The organism is Pantoea sp. PNT03, from assembly GCF_014852515.1.
Lineage (GTDB): Bacteria > Pseudomonadota > Gammaproteobacteria > Enterobacterales > Enterobacteriaceae > Pantoea > Pantoea leporis.
Window position 1 is genome coordinate 241,352 of the sequence record NZ_JACVBT010000005.1, and the last position, 19,334, is coordinate 260,685.

Annotated in this window: 17 protein-coding genes; all 17 read left to right on the forward strand. The window is 54.4% G+C overall.

Annotated elements, in window-relative coordinates; all coding sequences use genetic code 11:
• Positions 1–2 precede the first annotated feature (2 nt).
• The 17 genes from IB226_RS18405 to IB226_RS18485 all read left to right on the forward strand — a co-directional run bounded on the left by IB226_RS18405 (position 3) and on the right by IB226_RS18485 (position 19,330).
• Positions 3–1,130 (forward strand): phosphoribosyltransferase domain-containing protein, encoded by a 1,128-nt coding sequence (locus IB226_RS18405; RefSeq protein ID WP_192236656.1) that lies wholly within the window; start codon positions 3–5, stop codon positions 1,128–1,130.
• Positions 1,123–1,908: a hypothetical protein gene (locus tag IB226_RS18410; protein ID WP_101763319.1), complete on the forward strand. Its 786-nt coding sequence runs from the start codon at positions 1,123–1,125 to the stop codon at positions 1,906–1,908. The genes IB226_RS18405 and IB226_RS18410 overlap by 8 nt, the downstream gene beginning before the upstream one ends.
• A complete protein-coding gene (locus IB226_RS18415) occupies positions 1,898–2,977 on the forward strand; it encodes a cysteine protease StiP family protein (RefSeq protein ID WP_192236657.1) in 1,080 nt (359 codons plus the stop codon). The genes IB226_RS18410 and IB226_RS18415 overlap by 11 nt, the downstream gene beginning before the upstream one ends.
• Positions 2,977–3,921: an HpcH/HpaI aldolase/citrate lyase family protein gene (locus tag IB226_RS18420; RefSeq protein ID WP_192236658.1), complete on the forward strand. Its 945-nt coding sequence runs from the start codon at positions 2,977–2,979 to the stop codon at positions 3,919–3,921. The genes IB226_RS18415 and IB226_RS18420 overlap by 1 nt, the downstream gene beginning before the upstream one ends.
• Positions 3,922–4,095: 174 nt before the next feature.
• A complete protein-coding gene (locus tag IB226_RS18425; RefSeq protein ID WP_192236659.1) occupies positions 4,096–4,578 on the forward strand; it encodes a tellurium resistance protein TerW in 483 nt (160 codons plus the stop codon).
• Positions 4,579–5,134: 556 nt separating this feature from the next.
• Complete coding sequence (gene tssL / locus IB226_RS18430) at positions 5,135–5,791, forward strand: type VI secretion system protein TssL, short form (RefSeq protein WP_192236660.1); 657 nt, start codon at positions 5,135–5,137, stop codon at positions 5,789–5,791.
• Between the two features lie 36 nt (positions 5,792–5,827).
• Positions 5,828–8,101, forward strand: a complete 2,274-nt coding sequence (locus tag IB226_RS18435) for a type VI secretion system Vgr family protein (RefSeq protein WP_225608368.1) — start codon at positions 5,828–5,830, stop codon at positions 8,099–8,101.
• A gap of 113 nt (positions 8,102–8,214) precedes the next feature.
• The gene (locus tag IB226_RS18440) at positions 8,215–8,952 is read left to right on the forward strand and encodes a DUF4123 domain-containing protein (RefSeq protein WP_192236661.1); all 738 of its coding nucleotides are present in this window, start codon (positions 8,215–8,217) and stop codon (positions 8,950–8,952) included.
• A gap of 5 nt (positions 8,953–8,957) precedes the next feature.
• Positions 8,958–9,743 (forward strand): YceK/YidQ family lipoprotein, encoded by a 786-nt coding sequence (locus tag IB226_RS18445; protein ID WP_192236662.1) that lies wholly within the window; start codon positions 8,958–8,960, stop codon positions 9,741–9,743.
• Positions 9,740–10,264, forward strand: a complete 525-nt coding sequence (locus IB226_RS18450; protein WP_192236663.1) for a DUF3304 domain-containing protein — start codon at positions 9,740–9,742, stop codon at positions 10,262–10,264. Before IB226_RS18445 ends, IB226_RS18450 begins: the two co-directional genes overlap by 4 nt.
• Complete coding sequence (locus IB226_RS18455; protein ID WP_192236664.1) at positions 10,249–12,558, forward strand: DUF2235 domain-containing protein; 2,310 nt, start codon at positions 10,249–10,251, stop codon at positions 12,556–12,558. Before IB226_RS18450 ends, IB226_RS18455 begins: the two co-directional genes overlap by 16 nt.
• A complete protein-coding gene (locus tag IB226_RS18460; RefSeq protein WP_192236665.1) occupies positions 12,555–12,818 on the forward strand; it encodes a PAAR domain-containing protein in 264 nt (87 codons plus the stop codon). Before IB226_RS18455 ends, IB226_RS18460 begins: the two co-directional genes overlap by 4 nt.
• Complete coding sequence (locus IB226_RS18465; RefSeq protein ID WP_192236666.1) at positions 12,815–13,951, forward strand: hypothetical protein; 1,137 nt, start codon at positions 12,815–12,817, stop codon at positions 13,949–13,951. Before IB226_RS18460 ends, IB226_RS18465 begins: the two co-directional genes overlap by 4 nt.
• The gene (locus tag IB226_RS18470) at positions 13,932–17,258 is read left to right on the forward strand and encodes an ImcF-related family protein (RefSeq protein ID WP_192236667.1); all 3,327 of its coding nucleotides are present in this window, start codon (positions 13,932–13,934) and stop codon (positions 17,256–17,258) included. Before IB226_RS18465 ends, IB226_RS18470 begins: the two co-directional genes overlap by 20 nt.
• A complete protein-coding gene (gene tssJ / locus IB226_RS18475; protein ID WP_192236668.1) occupies positions 17,255–17,776 on the forward strand; it encodes a type VI secretion system lipoprotein TssJ in 522 nt (173 codons plus the stop codon). Before IB226_RS18470 ends, tssJ begins: the two co-directional genes overlap by 4 nt.
• A 29-nt stretch (positions 17,777–17,805) precedes the next feature.
• The gene (locus IB226_RS18480; protein ID WP_192236669.1) at positions 17,806–18,408 is read left to right on the forward strand and encodes a CDP-alcohol phosphatidyltransferase family protein; all 603 of its coding nucleotides are present in this window, start codon (positions 17,806–17,808) and stop codon (positions 18,406–18,408) included.
• The gene (locus IB226_RS18485; RefSeq protein ID WP_192236670.1) at positions 18,401–19,330 is read left to right on the forward strand and encodes a phosphatidate cytidylyltransferase; all 930 of its coding nucleotides are present in this window, start codon (positions 18,401–18,403) and stop codon (positions 19,328–19,330) included. The genes IB226_RS18480 and IB226_RS18485 overlap by 8 nt, the downstream gene beginning before the upstream one ends.
• Positions 19,331–19,334 lie beyond the last annotated feature (4 nt).

Sequence of the window (19,334 nt, forward strand, 5' to 3'; positions counted from 1 at the left end):
CCATGACCACACTTTGGAGCAGGACGCTGTCATGCGGCACGCTGAGCGTTACGCCAACCGGCGGCATCAGCGCCATCGACGATCTGTTCGAGATCGCCGAGCGCCGCAATCCCAAACGCGCTTTTTTGTTCGTCAGTAAAGTGCTTGGCCGCCACATTCCGGTCGCGCCGGAGAAAATGCGCGCCGTGTATCGCCAACTGGCGGAGCAGTTCCCGCCGCTTTCTGACGGCCCGGTGCTGTTTATCGGCATGGCGGAAACCGCCGTTGGCCTCGGCGCAGGCGTATTTGATGAAGTGCGCCAGCGCGTCAGCGAACCGGTGTATCTCACCTCAACGCGTCATCCGCAGCAGGCCGATTTGCTGTGCGAGTTCAAAGAGAATCACAGCCACGCCACCGATCATTTGATCTACCTGCCCGATGATGCGCAGCTGCGCCAGCGCGTGATCAACGCGCGCACGCTGGTAATGATTGATGACGAAGCCACCACCGGCAACACCTTTATTAACCTGCTCGAAGCGCTGCGCAACGACGGCGGCTTAACGCAGATCGAGCAGGTTATCGCCGTCACGCTCACCGACTGGAGCGGCGATGCGTTACCCGCGCGCTGTCCGGTGCCGGTGCGCAGCGTGTCGCTGGTGCAAGGCGACTGGCACTGGCAGCAGGATCCCGACGCCGCACTGCCGCCGATGCCAGCGATGGTGCTTAACGATGCCGCCACCGTGCCCATCACCGGCAAACAGCGCTGGGGCCGACTCGGCATGGCAGCGCCAGCGGGCGATCTGGGTTGCGCGATTCAGGCGCAGCCGGGAGAAAAAATTCTCGTGCTCGGCAGCAGCGAATTTGTCTGGGAACCTTTCTTGCTGGCTGAACGTCTGGCGGCACAAGGCGCAGAGGTGAAATACAGCTCCACCACGCGCTCGCCAATCGCTACCGGATTTGCCATCGAATCAGCTATCGCCTTCGGTGATAACTACGGTCTCGGCATCGCCAACTTCGTTTACAACGTGGCGCATCAGCAGTTTGACCGCATTTTGCTGTGCATCGAAACGCCGGTCGACAGCGTGGATCCGCTGTTAACCACGGCACTGGCCCAGGTTGCGCCACTGGTGGAGGTGATCAGCTATGAATAAACCGGTGATTTTTTCCGACCTTGACGACACGCTATTTCAAACGCGCCGCAAAATGGTGGACGAGCTGGATCTTGAGCCGTTCCGTACTGGCGCGCTCGATCTCAGCCTGCAACCGCGCAGCTTTATGACGGAAGAGCAGTCGATGCTGGTTGACTGGATGATCGAGCAGGCCGATTTGATCCCGGTCACCGCGCGCGGCACCGAAGAGATCGCCCGCGTGCAGATCCCCTTTCGTTCGTGGGCGGTGACCACGCACGGCGCGGTGATCCTCAACCCGCAAGGTGAGGAAGATGCCGAATGGCGCGCGCAGATGCTGGAAAAACTGACGCCGTACGGCCCGGCGCTGCTCTCGATGCAGCAGGCGATCACCGACCTGATGGCAGAGCGCGACATCAACGGCTGGGCGCGCATCAACTATGAATATGGCGTCACGCCGATCTATCTGGTGATGAAGCACCGCGACAGTACGCGCCTCGAAGAGCTTTACGCCATCGCCGATGAAATCGAGCAACGCTTCCCCACCGCCGGTTATTACATCCATCGCAACAGCAACAACGTCGCCTGGCTGCCGAACGTGGTGGAAAAAGGCTTAGCCGTCAGCTACCTGCTGGAAAAGCTGCGTAACGAGCGCGGCGTTTTCCCGGTGATTGGCCTTGGCGACAGCCTCAGCGATCACCGCTTTATGAAGCTGTGCAGCTGGTACGGCATTCCGCGTCAGAGCCAGTTTGCCGAACGCATCAACCAGGCAATATTCGGAGAACAAACAGATGGTGAATAACTTGCCTTTCTCTGGATCGTACCGAGCCGGCGACGTCGAATTTCTGCTGAAGCCGGTTGAAATCGACATGACGCCGGTGGAGCAAAAAGAGCAGCTGATCCAATCTGGCGCGCGCCACTATTCCGAGATGTTGAGTCAGGAACCGGAACCGACGCGCTGGCACCTTGAGCTGTTTTCCCGCGCGCTTGACGCCGGTGCCGGACGCCTGGCGCAAGAAGTCACCATGCTGGCGCGGACGCTGGCACACCAGTTTGGCGACACGCCGATTGTGCTCGCCAGCCTGGTGCGCGCGGGGGTGCCGCTCGGCGTGATGCTGCAACAGGCGCTGCGCGCGATGGGCCGCGAATCCTACCATTACGGCATCAGCATCATCCGCGATCGCGGTATTGATCAGGCCGCGCTGGAGATCATCGAAGCGCGCCACGGCACCGCAGGCATTGTGTTCGTTGATGGCTGGACCGGCAAAGGCGCCATCACCGGCGAGCTGATCCGCAGCCTCGAACATCGTCCCGGCTATCCGGCACAGCCGCGCTTGGTGGTGCTGGCCGATCCGTGCGGTCGGGCGTGGCTTTCGGCCAGCGATGATGACTGGCTGATCCCGTTTGGCATTATGGGCGCGCCGGTTTCAGGTTTGATCTCGCGCTCGTTGTGGTCTGAAGCGGGCTTACACGGCTGCGTGCAGTGCGACCATCTGGCGCAATACGATTGCAGCCAGCAGCTGGTGAACACCGTGGCGGAATACGCGCGATCGCTGGATGTCAGCGCCCTGCCCGCGTGCCAGCAGGATCCACAACATCAGCAGCAGCTGGTGGCGCAAAGTGAAGCGGTGATCGCCATGCTGGCGGCGCGTTATCAGGTGAACAGCATCAACCGCATCAAGCCGGGCATCGCCGAAGCCACGCGCGCCGTGCTGCGTCGCGTGCCGGATCAGGTGCTGGTCCGTTCGGTGGACGATCCCGACGTGGCGCTGCTGGTCTATCTTGCCCAACAAAAAGGGCTGACCATCACAGAAGCGGGTGCCGATCTTGGGCAATACCGCGCCGTGACGATAATCAAAAAGGTGCTGTGATGAACGGCCGTCTCTCTCCGTGGCGTTTGGGCGCAACGCTGTATATGCCAGCGGTGCGCAGCGATATCGTCGATGCCATTCTGCACAATAAAATCAGCGGGTTGCGCTCGCTGGTGATCTGCCTGGAAGATGCGGTCAGTGATGCGGATTTGCCGCAGGCGCTGCACAATCTCCAGCAAATCTTAAATGTGTTGAACGCCGAACAGCGCGCCAATGGCAACGCGCAGTGGCCGCTGGTGTTTATCCGTCCGCGTAACAGCGAGATGGCCGCGTGGCTGGTGGAAAACCTCAACCTCAGCGCGATAGACGGTTTTGTGCTGCCGAAATTCACCGCCGATTCCTTGCCGGTGTGGTGGCAGATTCTCGAACCGAGCCATCTGTGCATGATGCCGACGCTGGAAACCGAAGAGGTGTTCGACGTGGTGGCGATGCGCGAGCTGGCCCTCACGCTGCAAAACCATGCCTGTCGCGAGCGCGTGATCGCCCTGCGCATCGGCGGTAACGATTTGATGAATGTGCTGTCGCTGCGCCGTTCACGCCACTTCACGCTGTATGACAGCCCGATGGGTTACACCATCAAAATGCTGGTGGCGGTATTCGCATCGCGGGATTTTGCGCTGACCGCGCCGGTGTGCGAGCACATCGACGATCAGCAAATTATGGATCAGGAAATGGCGCTGGATATCGCGCACGGTTTGGTGGGCAAAACCGCCATTCACCCGAGCCAGATCGGCAAGATTCAGGAGATGTTGATGGTTTCCGCCAGCGATCAGGCGGATGCCTTCCGCATCCTCAATTCAAGCCAGGCGGTATTCAAATCGCAGGGCGCGATGTGCGAACCGGCGACGCATCGCCGCTGGGCCGCCGCCATCCTGGCGCGCGCGCAGGAATACGGCATCGCACCCGATACCCGCTCAGACGGCGCGTTGATGCTGGTAACCTGACAACCCCCGCAGGGTGGGCATTCATGCCCACCGCGTTACCACTGAACCACAAACCGGACGTAGGAATTTTCGGACCCTATTTACCTGATATTTAAATACCCTCTGATACTGTCGAAAACCATTTGCCAGGAGGGCGATACCAACCATTGACCACTAACGCAGGCCTCATCGACCATGCAACTCAGTACCCGACAGACACGCGTATTCATGCTCGCCTCGCTGCTCAGCAGCGGCAAACCGGTCGCATCCAGCCGCATTCTCGCTTCGCTCGACTGCTCCGAACCCACGCTGACGCGTGCGCTAAAAGAGCTGCGTGAATCCTGGTCTGCGGAGATCAAATACAGCCGCCTCACCCACTGCTACCAACTTACTGAACCCGGCAAACTCGATAAGAAAAGCCTGCGCCATATTAATGAAGCGCTCAAACTTAATGCCGAACTGCAACAGAGCGAAACCGTCAGCCGGGTATTTCTGGATAAAGAGAAAAAGAAAGCGGTGTCGCTGTCGTTGCGTATGTCTGTTTTAAGGAAAATCGATCAGGTTGTGCGATTGAGTGAAACGACACGGAGTGATGCGGTGGAGATGCTGGTTGAGAGCGGGCTGGATGAGTTGATTGAAAAGTTAGTGCTTAAAAAGAACGAGTTAAAACGGCAGTAATATTTCAGCAGTGGTTTAACAACATTGAGTGGTGGGATATATTGCCGACGCACTTCAGCGATACCAATCTACCTCAGGCCCTTAAATTTTTGCTGGACCTTATAGACCTTGCCAATGTCCCCTAACCTGCCAAAACTGTTAACGTAATCACGTTTTATCGATCGTTATTTTCATCATTAACATTCACATCTTCACACCGCATGATTACTCACGCAGAACAGACTTCCCCTTTATTGAATTATCAAAAATCTTTCAAAATCAGAATGTAAAATAAAAAACCGCAGTAACTGAATCGCGTTAGGATTACTAGTAATGTCGAGGGTAAATCCTTGCTGAAAATTGGAATCCTGTTTCACAAACTCAAATTGTTAGTTTGATCAACTATCACTCCTTGTAATATCCTCAGGGCCGTTGGTAGGTGGAGATCGCCCTTTCAGGGCAGCGAGTCCACCTTTGCTCGGCTAAGTAAGCAGCGTGAGCAACAGCCATTTCTCGATTGAAATCGGTAATTGGATTAATGGATTAACAATGTTCAGGCGTTACCAGGAAGGTGCCCATGACGTTTTCACAACACAACATCACAGCGAATACTCTCGATGAGCTGATGCAGGATACCTGGCTATTGGCGCTCGCGATCCGTAATGGGCAATCCATCACGGTTGATGATGCACTCTACCAGCGCTGCTTCAATACGATTCAACAGGTTCAGCATCACCTCACGACAGCGGGAGCATCCGCTTCTCTCTGCGAAGAAATCAAATTTGCGCACTGCGTCTTTCTCGACGAACTGATCATGACCATTCCGCAAGCTGATATCTCTGCCTGGTGGAAACGCACACCTTTGCAGGGGCACTTTCTCGGGCACCTCATTGGTGGTGAGCAATTCTTTGACCGCATCAAAAATCTGCTTCGTGAACCTGCAACAGCTCAAGCCGCTATTAGCTGCTACTACAGAATGTTGCATTTGGGTTATGCCGGAAAATACCGAACGGAAGACGATGAGGAGCGCCAGTTGCTGATGCAGCAGCTAAAAGCGTTAATGCCGAAGCAGATTGGATCTGCCGACTCAGCAATAATTATCCAGCGCTCGAAACATAAAACATCTTTCTGGCAACGTTCTCCGTGGCTTATTCGCAGCAGTGTGCTGGTTGCCATTATTATCGCCACTTTCATCATGAACGGTCATCTGCAATATCTGTTAGTCAAAGGGTAGGTTTCAGGCAAACAAATTTCAGGAAGGAATCTGTAAATGGGCAAGAAGGATTTTGTGATTACGGCTGGCAAGACGCCGATATACAGCCACTATCAACTGAGCATCCAGATGCTGAAAAATCAGCGTCCCGATATTCTTTTGTCAGTGCTGCGTTTTAGCGGTGAAGAGGCATTAAATTCGCCGTGGAAGTACAGTATTGAATTCACTAGCGCTACACGCGATATTCCCGCCGATATTCTGATTAACAGCACGGCCCAGTTATTGTTTTACCCTGACGGCCAACCCTGGCAGTCAGTGGAACCCCGCATTTTGCGCGGTGTAGTTACCGCTTTCCAGCAGTGCGAATCCTCTGCTGACCAAACACGTTATGTAGTCACGCTGGAATCGCGCCTTGCGCTGCTAAAAAACAGCCTGACCTATGCCGTTTACCAGCATAAAAGTGTACCGGGTGCGGTAGAGGATATCCTTAAACGCTGGGAATATTCCTCGCTGGATTATCACTTTCGCCTGAATACTCAATATCCGATTCGCGATTTCTATATCTCATATGCGGAGAGCGATCTCGCCTTTATAGAGCGTCATCTGTCGCGCATTGGTGTCTTTTATTACTTCACCTGGGATGAAGAAAACCACCGAGATGTGCTGGTACTGGGTGACAGCGCGCAGGCCTATGGTGCTGAGCAAAGCATCGTCTTTCGCCATCCGTCAGGGTTATTTGATGGCGGCCTGGAATCTCTCTGGGATATTTCCGTTAATCGCCAATCCGTTGCCGCCAGCACACGACTCAATGATGAGTATTACCGCAACGCGCAAAATGACATGCAGGCGCAAGCGGAAACCGATCCTGATAAGCCTGCGCTTACGGGAGAGCTGTATCGCTATGGTGAAAACTATCAGTTGCTCGGCAAGGAGTACCAGGCGCTACCGGAACAGGGACAGTGGTTTGTCAGACGTCGCCAGGAACGCCTGATCACCGAGCAGGTCACTTTCGACGGTATGAGCAACGGCATGGATATCCGTCCGGGCATGGTGATCTCGCCACAAGGTAAAGAGTGGCCAGATGCGCCGGATGGCCTGCTGGTAGTGTCTACCTCATCAACCCGTATTTCGCGCGATACCGCCTATGTTATCCGCTTTACCGCTGTGCCCGTTCGGCCGCAAAGCACTTATCGCCCACCGTTGAAAAGCTGGCCGCACATCGCAGGCACGCTGCTGGCTCGCGTTACCAGCCCGGTAGAAAATGCGCAATATGCAGAACTTGATGAACATGGCCGCTATCGGGTGCGTTTTCAGTTCGATCTAAACGAATCCTGGCAGTCTGGTTTTGAAAGTGTACCGGTGCGGCTGGCGAAGCCCTATGCAGGCAATGTCTACGGCTGGCATTTTCCACTGATAGCTGGAACACAGGTGATGATTGCCTTCACCAACGGCGATCCTGACAGACCTTACATTCTCTGCGCGGTACATGATTCTCGCCATGAAGATCATGTCAATCTCTATAACTATCATCGCAATGTGCTGAGGACGCCGGCGAATAACAAACTCCGATTTGAGGATCGCCGTGGATATGAGCACGTCAAACTGTCGACGGAATTTGGCGGTAAGAGCCAACTCTCACTCGGACATATCGTCGACAGTTCACGTAGCAAGCGCGGCGAAGGGTTTGAGCTGCGTACAGACAGCACCGGTACGCTGCGAGCCGGCAAGGGCCTTTTCCTGACGGCTGATAAGCAGGCCACGGCAACCGGGCCGGTACTGGAAATGACATCGGCAATAAGCCTGGTCAAAGGTGCGATCAGCCAGATGAGCGGCTGGCAGTCGATCACTCAGTCGCACCATAATCTCCAGCCTGATGTCACGCATCTCAGGGCTTATCTGGCCGCTGTCGACCAGCTCAAATCCCCTGCCATGTTGCTGAGTGCGCCAGAAGGCATTGGCGTTGTCAGCCCCAAAAGCATTCTGCTCAACTCAGGCAGCACTCTGCATCTGCAAAGCCAGATGGAAACCAGCATTGCCAGTGGCAAACGCATTCAGGTCAACGCCAGCCAGGCGATTTCCCTGCTGTCGCAGCAGGAAGGGATTCGCATGGTGTCGGGCCAGGGTCCGCTGACGGTGGAATCGCACGGCGATACCCTGGGACTGACGGCGATGAAAGATATCAGCGTGCAGACCGTTCAGGGTGAACTGCGCCTGACCGCGAAAAACGGCATTGTGCTGGGATGTGGCGGCGCAACCATCAGGATTACGCCGCAGGGTGATATCCAAATTCATTCGCCGGGTAAAACCAGCATCCGTGGCGTTCATGCCTAGAATTCTCCTGCCAGCGAAGAAACAACGCTGCCTGATCTGCCTAAATCCGTGTGCAAAGAGTGCCTGAAAAAAGCACAGGAAGCCGCGCTGGCTTTCGCGCCAAGGGGATAGCGATGACGGACATGAATAATGGATGGTTGAAACAGGCTAACGCGCTTTGCACTGCTGCCGGACAGGATTATCTCGATGTGCTGGTTGATCAGGCTGGCACAGCACAGCCGCTGCAACAGGCGCTGAACCAAATTAACCCGCCGTTACGCTGGTTCGAGCTGTTTGCGAACACGCCGGAAGCGGCAACGCCAGAGTATTCACCGCTGGTGATGCGATTGCATTTTAGCATCAGCAGCCACCAGCGCTGGCTGGAACAGCTGGTGGAACACTTCTCCACGACGCCGCGATTGACATTGCTGATATCGCCACTGGCATTCGACCTGCTGAGTAGCCATTTGCAGGCACTTTCACAGGTTCACTGGGAAGAGCAAACCGGTTTACTGCGCTATTACGACAATCGCGTATTTCCCTCGCTACTTGAGCACGTCCTGACGCCAGAGCAGCAGGCGGCTTTCACCGATATTGCGCTGTTCTGGGGCTGGCGAGATCGTGATGACGAGGTGGTATGGAAAACCGGTACCTGGAACCCGGGTCGACAACTTGCTGATGCGCCAGAGATGAACCGCATGAGTGATGCGCAGGTTGAGCTGATGGGATGTATTAGTGATGCCGAGACGTTGATGAAGGAGCAGGCAACTTTGGTTTCCTCACGAGAGGAACACTTTGCGCAATGCCTGGCAATTGCCATCAGAGCAAGCCGGGCGGGATATATAGGCGATCTACTGGACTATAAGGAATAAAGCGAATGAAAAAATGGATATTTAGTACGCTGAGCAAACAGTTGATCTGCGCAATTTTGTTTGTGCAGCTAGCTGGATGCGGGACAATGATGCGCGGAGGAAGTAGTGAGAAAGTGTATCGCGGAGTTGATATCGATATACGCAATACAACTAATGCATACATGTGGTTATTTAGTGGTGGAATTTTACCCGTTTTCTCAATTATTTCGATGCCCTTTGATGCAGTGATCGATACACTTTTGTTGCCTGTCGATCTAGCCATCAGCAATTCGCCTAAAGTTTATAAACAACCCGCGGCAAATTATGTCCCAGTTTTTGCCGTCAATATGACGGGTCAACCAGACGTTGATTATACTATTCGCAAAAAAAGCACTGGAGAAATACTTACTCAATCCCGAAGTAAAATTATTCCTCAGGCTGGTAGCGCATCGGAAAAACTTAATAAAGCATCCCTGATGAAAAAGGATAATCCATCTATTCTCCCGGAATCTGTAACGATTAGCTGGGATGCTGGAACAAGGCTTCTACAAACAGAGTCGACGGATAGCAGTAACATCACTGAATCATATACTCCCGATGACTCTCTGCTTAAAGCCGCAAGTGTCATCGCAATATTTTTTCCTTGTAATCGAGTCATGCTGGTTAATTATGATTCTGGATTTTACAACTACGATTTTATTCATAAACAAGCCATACAGGATGTTTTCCAGCAATTAAAGTCATTATCCGAACGTTCTCAGTGTTCTGCTTCAGGACAGATAACGCTAATGATGCAAGGAGCCTGGAAATGAAAAAGAAAACATTCGATTGGTTGTATAAAGGAATGTTTTTTATCGTTGCTTCGATACTTTCAGGTTGCTCGCAGGCAAGCGTTGATGACGGCTATACCGCTGGCGATCTTCGTGCAGTAAACCATGTCGAGGGACAGGGTATAAATGGTTTTTCAGTGAATGGATACCACGTTCCAGGTCTAGGCGGGGGATATTGCTGCATCATGCTTCCTGAAAAGTGGACGCCTGATTTGAAAGCTAGGGTTGAATGGGAAGTTGACCCCAATCCTAATGTAATTTTACCTCCACTAGGAACGGATGAGTTCCGTAAAGCATACGAACAGCATAGAACAAAATATCAACAATACAGTGCCATCGTTAATATTCCGCAGTTTGGCAAGGAGCGCTGTGGCTTAACTGTGCACTTTCTGCCTTGTAATAAGGTGAAGGTCACAACTGTTTGTTCCGGGTATGGCACTGAGAATTATCCGATCAAGGAACCACTTAACATGAAGGAGCCACCGGCATGTCCCGTGAAATGAGCCTCGCGTTGCCTTGCTTTGCGCCCCCGGTTTTTCCTGATGCTGGACGCTTGCAACTTAGCGAAATGCAGATTAATGGCAATTACAAAAAGCAGATTCGCGAAGAAATTGATAACCGAGCCAGTCTTGCCGAAGATATCGGTAAGAAAGGCATCGTCCCTTGCTGTAGAAGCCTACATATCAGCTTATTTTTCGATGGGACGGGAAATAACGAAGAGAACGATACGCGTATTGCTAAACCGTCGCATCCTACCAATATCGCGAAGTTGTATCATGCGACATATCAAAATGCTGATGGTGAAGGCTATTTTCGCTATTACATTCCGGGTGTTGGCACCCCCTTCCCAAAAATTGGCGAAATGGATTACAGCAATGATGGTCTGGCTTTCGCCGCAGGTGGAGAAGATCGAATTAACTGGGCGTTGCTGAGATTAGTGGATGCTTTGACTTATGCCATCACCAAAGGAGCCAAACGCCTTGATGATGGAGTAGCGAAGGGAATGCTGCCCAGCATGCAAGCTCGCGGAGCTTTTTCAGGGGAAGTGAACCGACGTAATGTGATCAATCCCTTGTTAAAGACGTTGGAAAGTCAGGCAGCCCAAACCCAGCAGCCCCATCTTCTGGGTATTAAGTTGTTTATCTATGGTTTTTCTCGCGGAGCTGCTGAAGCGCGGACCTTTGTAAACTGGTTAACCCAGTTACCCGATCCCAAGCTAAAGGGTGATCACCTGAAACTCGCTGGTTTACCCATCAGTATTGAGTTTCTGGGATTACTGGATACGGTGGCGTCTGTTGGAGCAGCTCACATGATGCCGGGTGCTGCAGGTCATATGGGCTGGGCGGATAATAGTCAACAATTACCTGATGAGCGTAAATTTCCTGGATTGATTAAGTGTTGTCGGCATTTTGTTGCCGCACACGAACAGCGCTTATGTTTCCCTCTTGACTCCGTTCGTCGTCCTGATGGCAGTTACCCGGCCAACACTCAGGAAGTCATTTATCCCGGGATGCACTCGGATGTTGGCGGCGGTTATCCTCCAGGGGATCAAGGGAAATCATGTAATGGCACTGGCGAATTATTATCGCAAATTGTTCTTCACGATATATATATTGCGGCATTTGAGGCGGGTGCACCATTAGCAGTTTTACCTAAAAGTATTTCTGCACTAATAAAAGACGTTTCACCGTCAAGAGCTATGTCTCCTGAATCACAAGGAGAATTCGACTTCAGTAAAACGCTGGTCAAACGCTTCAACATCTGGCGTCAAACCCTGCTCAACACCACTCTGCAAGGCAGCGAAGAGCCGGGAGATACATCAGAAGGCTATCGCGCCTATCAACTTTCTCAGACACTTGAAAGTGCGCTGATCGATCAGATTGGCTGGATCACTGCCTGGCGCATTGGTCGTTATGCTCACGGCAGCATGCTTCCTCAGGGCGATGATTTTGCCAACAGTTTCTTTAACAAAGCACCCCAGCTAACTCCTGAAGGACTTAAAAAAGAAGCGGATGATCATAAAGCAGCGGTAAAAGCACTTGACTCACGCCGAGCAGAAGCCAAAAAGAGCCGCTTGCCGCTGGACGAAAGCTTGCAGGGCAAGCCCGATCTTGATCCGACTAACGCCCAATATCAACTCCGCGAAGCTGCGCGTGAATTCCAACACGACTATAGGCTGTGGCGGCGAGACATTAATGGTGGCTTGATAGATAAAACTGCGCAGATCGTTCTGGATGTGATCCCCAAGCACGCCATCTTCCTGATCAACGGTGACGATGAAGACGCGGAATACGCGCAGATGAAAGCCGATGGCAATCGTCGTTATCCGCAGCTGTTTATCGACAAGCTGGGCACCGGCATTCGTACTCAACCGCGTGCTGAACTGCTGACCCTCTTTGATGAACAAATTCACGATTCCCGCGCCTGGTTTATGCAAAGTGCATTGGGGGGACGTGAACCCTGGGGCGGTTATTTCCGCTATCGCATGATTTACTGCGGCAACCAGACTAATAAAAACCTTCGCCTGATTTCCGTCGAAGGCAAAGTTATCAACGCCGCGCCAACCTCCAATAACGTCATCTATTTTATCGAGCCGAAAACCGCTTATAACAATGTGACTTATAAAGTGAAGGACATGGCGAACGGCGTCGTTCAGATACTCAATCCTCCAGAGGCAACCACCCAACCAGGCGCCGCAGTTGCTCTGGCTCGCACCAGTGTGGTGAGCGAACAGCACCAGGCCATGATGACCTCTGCCATCGATATGCTGAAATCATCGGGAGCGCGAGTGGTATGACACTTAAAAAACTGGTGCGCGTTGGCGATAAGCTCAAACCTTACGGTGGTGAAGTGCTCAGCGGGAGCTTTGACGCATTTGGCAAGCCGGTGGCCTGCGTCAATGACAAAGCGAAATGCAACGAGCACGGCATGACCACCATTATTCAGGGAGCAACCAACAGCACCGTAAACGGTAAAGCGGTGGCGCTCGATGGGCATAAATGCGCCTGTGGTTGCACGCTGGTTAGTTCCCTGCCCGATATGGATGTCTGCGGATGAATCAACCGCCGGTTTATGCCGATTACGCCACCATTTACCCGCCCCGCTGGCGGCGCTGGTGGGTGGCGTTGCCCGTGCTGCTGTTTATATCAGCGATGATTACCATGCTGCTGTGGCCAGAGGGAAAGCCGACCCGTTCGCCGCTTTTCTGGTTCTGCGCGCTGGTCTTGCCGCTGCTGTGCTGGTTGCTGGCGGTGACGCTGCGCTGGCTGGTCTGGCTGCAATCTACCGATAACCGCCGCACGCACTATGCAGAAATCTCGCTGGCGCTGGATGCGTGGTGGCAAAAGCGCAGCCAGGCCTTGCCAGTTGAAGCCGTGTTGCTGGTGACGCCAGCCGGAGAAGACGCATCCGAACATCTGGCGCTGTTGTCACACCCTGCAGACGCTCCGCAACCGGGCATCACTGCGCAAGGTTATGCTGCGTTGCGTTGCCCACGGGTGCTTAACAGCGCCCGCAGTCGTCCTGTGATGCTGGCGGCTTATCTCGCCAATCGCCTGGTGACGCATATGCGTCAGTCAGGTGATGCACGCCCAATCAACCATCTCTGTTGGCTGGGTGATGACCAAAGTCTGCTCGCCTTTCGCGAAACGCTACTGGCAGCGGGCATGACGTTGCCAGAGGAAACCCTTCGACTCATTGCGATTGATGGCGCAGATACCATTATCGATCTCTTCGCCACTACTGCTCCGGTTTTGCTGCTGTGTGCCGGAAGCGGCGAAGGATTGTCTGATCGCACCCCGGTTGCCGGGGAAGCGGCCTTTGCCTGGCTCTGCTCGGCGCAGGGGACTGCGCTGATGCATCGCTCGGAGCGCTGGCAACCGGCGTTGGGTGAAACGGCCACTCTGACCGTCGCACAGCTTTCCCGTTATGCCGGATTAAGTGATACGCCGGATACGGTGATCGCGGCAGATGCCCCCGCCATGGAAGCGTTGCTGGAGGGCGGCTGGTCCGCGCTGGATCACGTACTTGCCCCGCGGATCGGCCATGCCGGGCAAATCACACCGTTTACGTTACGGTCGCTGGCGCTGCTCTCGGCGCTCAACGGCCAGTCCTGCGGCTGGATCGCCGCAGAAATGGAATCTCAATACATTACAGGAGTTTGTATTCCCCGTGGAAACCTCCCGCACTAATCCCCGGCACTCGCTGTTCTGGCTGGTTTCAGGATACTTGCTTGCTGTCACCCTGCTGGTGCTGACTGGCGCAGGGCTCTATTACTTCGCAGGCAGTAGCGTTGATCTGCCGGAAGCTCTGCCGCGCCAGATTGCTTTCTGGTCATTGATGGTCTGGCTGGCGCTGGTGTGGTTCTGTCCACTGTTTATTCTCGCCTGGCGCGGGCTGGTGCGACTCAACGCGCGTGAAGCAACAGGCTCGCAGAAACAGCGCCCTGCAGAATATCAGTGGGTGCATGAGATCATTACCCAGATGCGCTACCAGTATCGGTGGCGCTGGCGCAGCCGGGCACGCATTCTGCTGGTGGTCGGGGATGTGCATCTGGTTGAACGGAGTATTCCCGGCCTGACAACTCAACACTGGCTTGAGGGGCATCATACCTTGCTGCTCTGGCACGGCAGTCCGCAGGAAGATCCGCTACCCGCGCAGCTGCGGGCGTTACGCAAAATTCGCCGCCAGCTGGCCGATGCGGTGGTGTGGGTAGTGAACGCAGAAGCGGAAATGAACCAGGATGTGCTGGATACCACGGCTCGCCAGATGCAGAAGCGCTACAACCTGTTGGGCCAGGATATCCCGCTGTGGCTGTGGGAGATTCACGCCCCCTCTCTGCATAGCGCCCCCGCGCAGGGGATCGGATTTACCATTGCGCAAGGTGATAGTGCGGACGATTACCGTCAGTCACTGGATGATCTTCAGCACCAGTTGGTTGAGCGCGGCATGCAGCAAATTGAGCGTAATCGCCAGCACAGTTTTTTACTGGAACTGGCGCACGTGCTGCGCAGCGGTGGCGCGGATCGCCTGACACGAACTTTGTCGCAGCTCTCCACAGGCGCAAGAGCGCTGCCGCTGGCGGGAGTCGTGCTCAGCCAGCCGGAGATCACCGGAAGCGCTTCATTGCGAAATGCCTGGCAGCCGGGAAAAGCCTGGCGGGATTTACTGGCGCTACGCTGGCGCAGGCCGCTAACTAACGGTGCCTCATGGCGGAAAACGGTGCTTACGCTCTGCTCCTGCCTGCTGGTGATGTGGATGGCCTGCCTGGTGTTTTCCTGGATTGCCAATATGCGTCTTATACAGGCAGATCAGCAGCTTGCCGCCGCCGCAACAGATTTCCGTCAGCCGCTGCAGCAGCAACTTTCAGCCTTGCGCGAGTTGCAGAAAGAGATCGAGCGTCTGCAGCATCGCCAGCAATATGGTGCGCCCTGGTATATGCGTTTTGGCCTCAGCCAGAATGACGCACTGTTGGATTCTCTGTGGCAACAATGGCAGCAGGCGGCCATGCCGCTGCTGCGTGATGCCTCCGTCAAGCGCCTGACTACGCTGATGAGCGGCTGGCGTAACCTGCCGCCCGATAGCCCGCTGCGGGCCGATGAGGCCAAAAGCATGTATGACCTGCTGAAGGCGTACCTGATGCTGGCACATCCCGAACAATCCGATCCGGCGTTTTTCAGCGCCACGGTAATGAAGGTCTGGCAACGGCGTGATGGCATTCAGGACGCAAGCTGGCGCAACAATGGTGGCGCTATGCTGGCCTTTATGATGACGAATCTGCCTGCGCACCCAGAGTGGCCGTTACAACCGGATATGCGACTGGTCAGCAGTATGCGCTCAGCGCTGCTGCGTCAGATTGGTGCCAGCAATGCGGAGACCTCACGCTATCAGCAGCTCATCGAGCAGGTATCCCGTGATTATGCTGATATGACGCTCAGTGAGATGGTCAGCGGCACCGACAGCAGCAGGTTGTTCAATACCGATGAAACCGTGCCCGGCGTCTTTACCCGTAAAGCGTGGGAAGAGGCAGTAGAGCCAGCGATTGAGCAAGCGGCGAAAGTGCGTCGCGATGAAATCGATTGGGTGCTGAGTGATAACAAAACGGCCAGCAATAATGTTGTCTCTGCGGAAACGTTGCAAGCGCGGCTGACAGATCGCTATTTCTCCGATTACGCCGGAGCCTGGCTTAAATTCCTCAACAGCCTGCAATGGCAGCGGGCGGAGAGCCTGTCAGAATCGATTGAACAGTTAACCCTGCTGGCCGACATACGCCAGTCACCTTTGATTGCGCTGATGAACACGCTGAATGTGCAGGGCCGGACGGGGCAAACTGGCGGTAATCTTACCGATTCGCTGGTGAGCTCGGCAAAGAATCTGCTCAGCAGTGACCAAACCCAGGCCATCGCCAGACCACAAGGTGCACGTGGCCCAATGGATCACACCTTTGGACCTTTGCTGGCGCTGACCGATACCGGCGCAGCGGCTAAAGATAGCCTCAGCCTGCCAACCTTCCTGACGCGTATCACCCGTGTTCGTCTCCGGCTGCAGCAGGTCACCAATGCGCCGGATCCGCAGGCCATGATGCAGTCATTAGCATTAACGGTGTTTCAGGGCAAAGCCGTTGATCTCACTGACACCCGCGATTACGGCAGTCTGATTGCTGCCAGCCTCGGACAGGAGTGGAGCGGGTTTGGTCAGGCGATATTTGTCGAGCCGATGGTGCAGGCGTGGGAGCAAGTGCTCAGCCCCACTGCTGAAAGCATTAACAGCCAGTGGCAGAACGATATTGTAACCCCGTGGGATCAATCGTTTGCCGACCGCTATCCGTTTGCTAACCGACAAAGCGACGTCTCCTTACCGCATTTAGCGCAGTTTATGCGTACCGACACCGGACGTATCGCGCAGTTCGTTAACAGTCGCCTCGCTGGCCTGCTGCGGCTCGAAGGCGATCGCTGGGTGCCGGATGCCATGAACAGCCAGGGACTGACGTTCGATCCTGCTTTTCTCAACGCGCTGAATAAACTGACGCACATCGCTAACACCGCATTTGTCCGGGGAGATGTGGAACTGCATTTTCAGATGATGGCAAAACCTTCCCGCGACGTGGTGGAATCAGAGCTGACGGTGGATCGCCAGAAGCTGCAATATTTTAACCAGGAAGAGAGTTGGCAAACGCTGAACTGGCCTGACAACCGCTGGCAACCGCAAACCACGCTGACCTGGCGCAGCACCCATACCGGAACCCGCATTTATGCCGATCACCCTGGAAGCTGGGGCCTGATCCGCCTGCTGGATAAAGCCCGCATCACCAATCTGGGGAACAACATCTATCGTGTTACCTGGCCGACGCCGGACGGGCTGGCACTGAACTATCAGATACGTACGGAGCTCGGTAGTGGCCCGCTGGCGCTGCTCGAATTGCGCGGCTTCCGCATGCCTGCGCGGATATTTATTTCCGCTACGCAAAATGAAGATGCGTATCAGGGAGGTGAACAATGAAAGTTCGCTTCGCTCATGTGTTGCTGATTTTGCTGTCGCCAACGTTGCTGAGCAGTTGTGGAGCGTGGCAAAAAACCAAACAGGGAACAGCAAGCATTGCCGATGCCGTGTTTTATCGTCAGGTCAATATCCTGCACCTGACCTTCACTGCGCGTACGGCGATCAATCAGGACGACGCCCAGCAGTCGATGCCTTTACGCCTGAATATTTTGCAGCTCAGCACGCGTCAACGTTTCGATAACGCCGAATACAGCAGCCTGTTGGCACAGCCGGATTGGGTGCTGAAAGAGAGCCTGGTGGCGCAGCGGCAACTCAGCGTCATGCCGGGACAAAGCGTCAGCCTCGATATGCCAATGGAGAAGCAGGCGCAGTTTGTCGCAGTCGTGGGCTTGTTCCGCCAACCGGACCGGGAGCGCGGTACATGGAAACGGGTGCTGAGCCGTGAGGAGCTTGATGCGGATTCACCACGCACGATTGAAGTAAGGGATAACACCCTGAATTTGGAATTATTGAAGTAACTATTCAATTTAACGGCAGGAGCCACAAAGTGACGCTATACGATATAAAACCGAAGTTTCAGCATTTATTAAGACCGCTGGTCGTCAGGTTACATGCGCAGGGTATCACTGCCAACCAGGTAACCTTGTTTGCCATGCTCACCTCTGTAGTACTGGGCGCATTGTTGATGCGTTTCCCCGATCCACGCTTTTTTATCACCCTGCCCGTTTTCCTGTTTTTCCGCATGGCGCTAAACGCCATTGATGGCATGTTAGCCAGGGAATTCCATCAGCAATCCACCCTCGGGGCAATCCTCAATGAGGTGGGTGACATTATCTCCGACGCGGCACTCTACCTCGCTTTTGCCTTTGTTACTGGCATCTCTGCCTGGTGGGTTGTGCTGGTCGTGCTGCTTGCCTGGTTGAGCGAATTTTGCGGTGTGATGTGCCAGACGCTGAACGGCATCCGAAGCTACCGTGGCCCGTTAGGCAAAAGTGACCGCGCATTTATCTTTGGCGCTCTCGGCCTGGTGATTGCGCTGTGGCCGCAGTCTATCGGCTACGCTAACGCAGTGTTTGCCATCGCCGCCCTGTTATTGTGCTGGACCAGCCTGAATCGCTGCCGCAATGCGATGGAGGCGAAAAATGGCTGATTCCAGTCAAGTGCTTTATTACTGCTTGGGCGGTATCTTCGGCGTTCTCATTCTGGCGACGCTGATTATTTTTGTGCTGAGAAAGTGCCGCCCACAACGCAACTGGCTGGAATTGCAGCAGCGCGTTAATAGCTGGTGGGTGATTATCTGCCTGTTCTCGTTAGCAATGCTGTCGCCGAAGTGGCTGGCGCTAACCTTTTTCGGCTTCATCAGTTTCCTGTCGTTAAAAGAGTATCTGACGCTAGCACCCACGCGGCGTTCTGACAGTATGCCGCTGCTGTGGATGTATGCCGCTATCCCGGTGCAATATCTCTGGACCGGCATGGCCTGGTACGGCATGTTCATCATTTTTATCCCGGTTTATGTCTTCCTATTCCTGCCCGCTCGCATGGTGATTGCCGGTGATACCAAAGGTTTTCTGCACTCTGCGTCGGTAATGCACTGGGGCATGATGACCACCGTGTTCGCTCTGAGCCACGTTGCCTACCTGATGACTTTACCCGGTGCCGACGCCAGCGCCGGTGCGCTGCTGGTGTTCTTCCTCGTGGCGCTGACTGAGCTGAATGATATTGCCCAGTATCTGTGGGGAAAATCGCTGGGCAGGATTCGGGTAACGCCCAACGTCAGCCCGAATAAGACGCTGGCCGGTTTGCTGGGTGGCATCTTTACCACCATGTTGCTGGCTGCGATTCTTGGCCCACTGCTGACACCGATGAGTTATCTCCACTCGCTGGGTGCTGGGTTGATTATTGGTGCAAGCGGCTTTTGCGGCGATGTTGTGATGTCGGCGATCAAGCGCGATTTTGGTGTGAAGGATTCCGGCAAATTGCTGCCCGGACACGGTGGCATTTTGGATCGACTCGATTCACTCATCTACACTGCGCCGCTGTTCTTCCACTTCTATTACTACTTCTACGTGTAGGAGG

Excerpts from the sequence above, each read along its gene's own strand:
- IB226_RS18465 (WP_192236666.1), top strand. The coding sequence starts at position 12,815 with ATGAATCAACCGCCGGTTTATGCCGATTACGCCACCATTTACCCGCCC.
- tssL (WP_192236660.1), top strand. The coding sequence starts at position 5,135 with ATGACGTTTTCACAACACAACATCACAGCGAATACTCTCGATGAGCTG.
- IB226_RS18445 (WP_192236662.1), top strand. The coding sequence starts at position 8,958 with ATGAAAAAATGGATATTTAGTACGCTGAGCAAACAGTTGATCTGCGCA.
- IB226_RS18405 (WP_192236656.1), top strand. The coding sequence starts at position 3 with ATGACCACACTTTGGAGCAGGACGCTGTCATGCGGCACGCTGAGCGTT.
- IB226_RS18425 (WP_192236659.1), top strand. The coding sequence starts at position 4,096 with ATGCAACTCAGTACCCGACAGACACGCGTATTCATGCTCGCCTCGCTG.
- IB226_RS18435 (WP_225608368.1), top strand. The coding sequence starts at position 5,828 with ATGGGCAAGAAGGATTTTGTGATTACGGCTGGCAAGACGCCGATATAC.
- IB226_RS18440 (WP_192236661.1), top strand. The coding sequence starts at position 8,215 with ATGACGGACATGAATAATGGATGGTTGAAACAGGCTAACGCGCTTTGC.
- IB226_RS18420 (WP_192236658.1), top strand. The coding sequence starts at position 2,977 with ATGAACGGCCGTCTCTCTCCGTGGCGTTTGGGCGCAACGCTGTATATG.
- IB226_RS18485 (WP_192236670.1), top strand. The coding sequence starts at position 18,401 with ATGGCTGATTCCAGTCAAGTGCTTTATTACTGCTTGGGCGGTATCTTC.
- IB226_RS18450 (WP_192236663.1), top strand. The coding sequence starts at position 9,740 with ATGAAAAAGAAAACATTCGATTGGTTGTATAAAGGAATGTTTTTTATC.
- IB226_RS18455 (WP_192236664.1), top strand. The coding sequence starts at position 10,249 with ATGTCCCGTGAAATGAGCCTCGCGTTGCCTTGCTTTGCGCCCCCGGTT.
- IB226_RS18415 (WP_192236657.1), top strand. The coding sequence starts at position 1,898 with ATGGTGAATAACTTGCCTTTCTCTGGATCGTACCGAGCCGGCGACGTC.
- IB226_RS18410 (WP_101763319.1), top strand. The coding sequence starts at position 1,123 with ATGAATAAACCGGTGATTTTTTCCGACCTTGACGACACGCTATTTCAA.
- tssJ (WP_192236668.1), top strand. The coding sequence starts at position 17,255 with ATGAAAGTTCGCTTCGCTCATGTGTTGCTGATTTTGCTGTCGCCAACG.
- IB226_RS18460 (WP_192236665.1), top strand. The coding sequence starts at position 12,555 with ATGACACTTAAAAAACTGGTGCGCGTTGGCGATAAGCTCAAACCTTAC.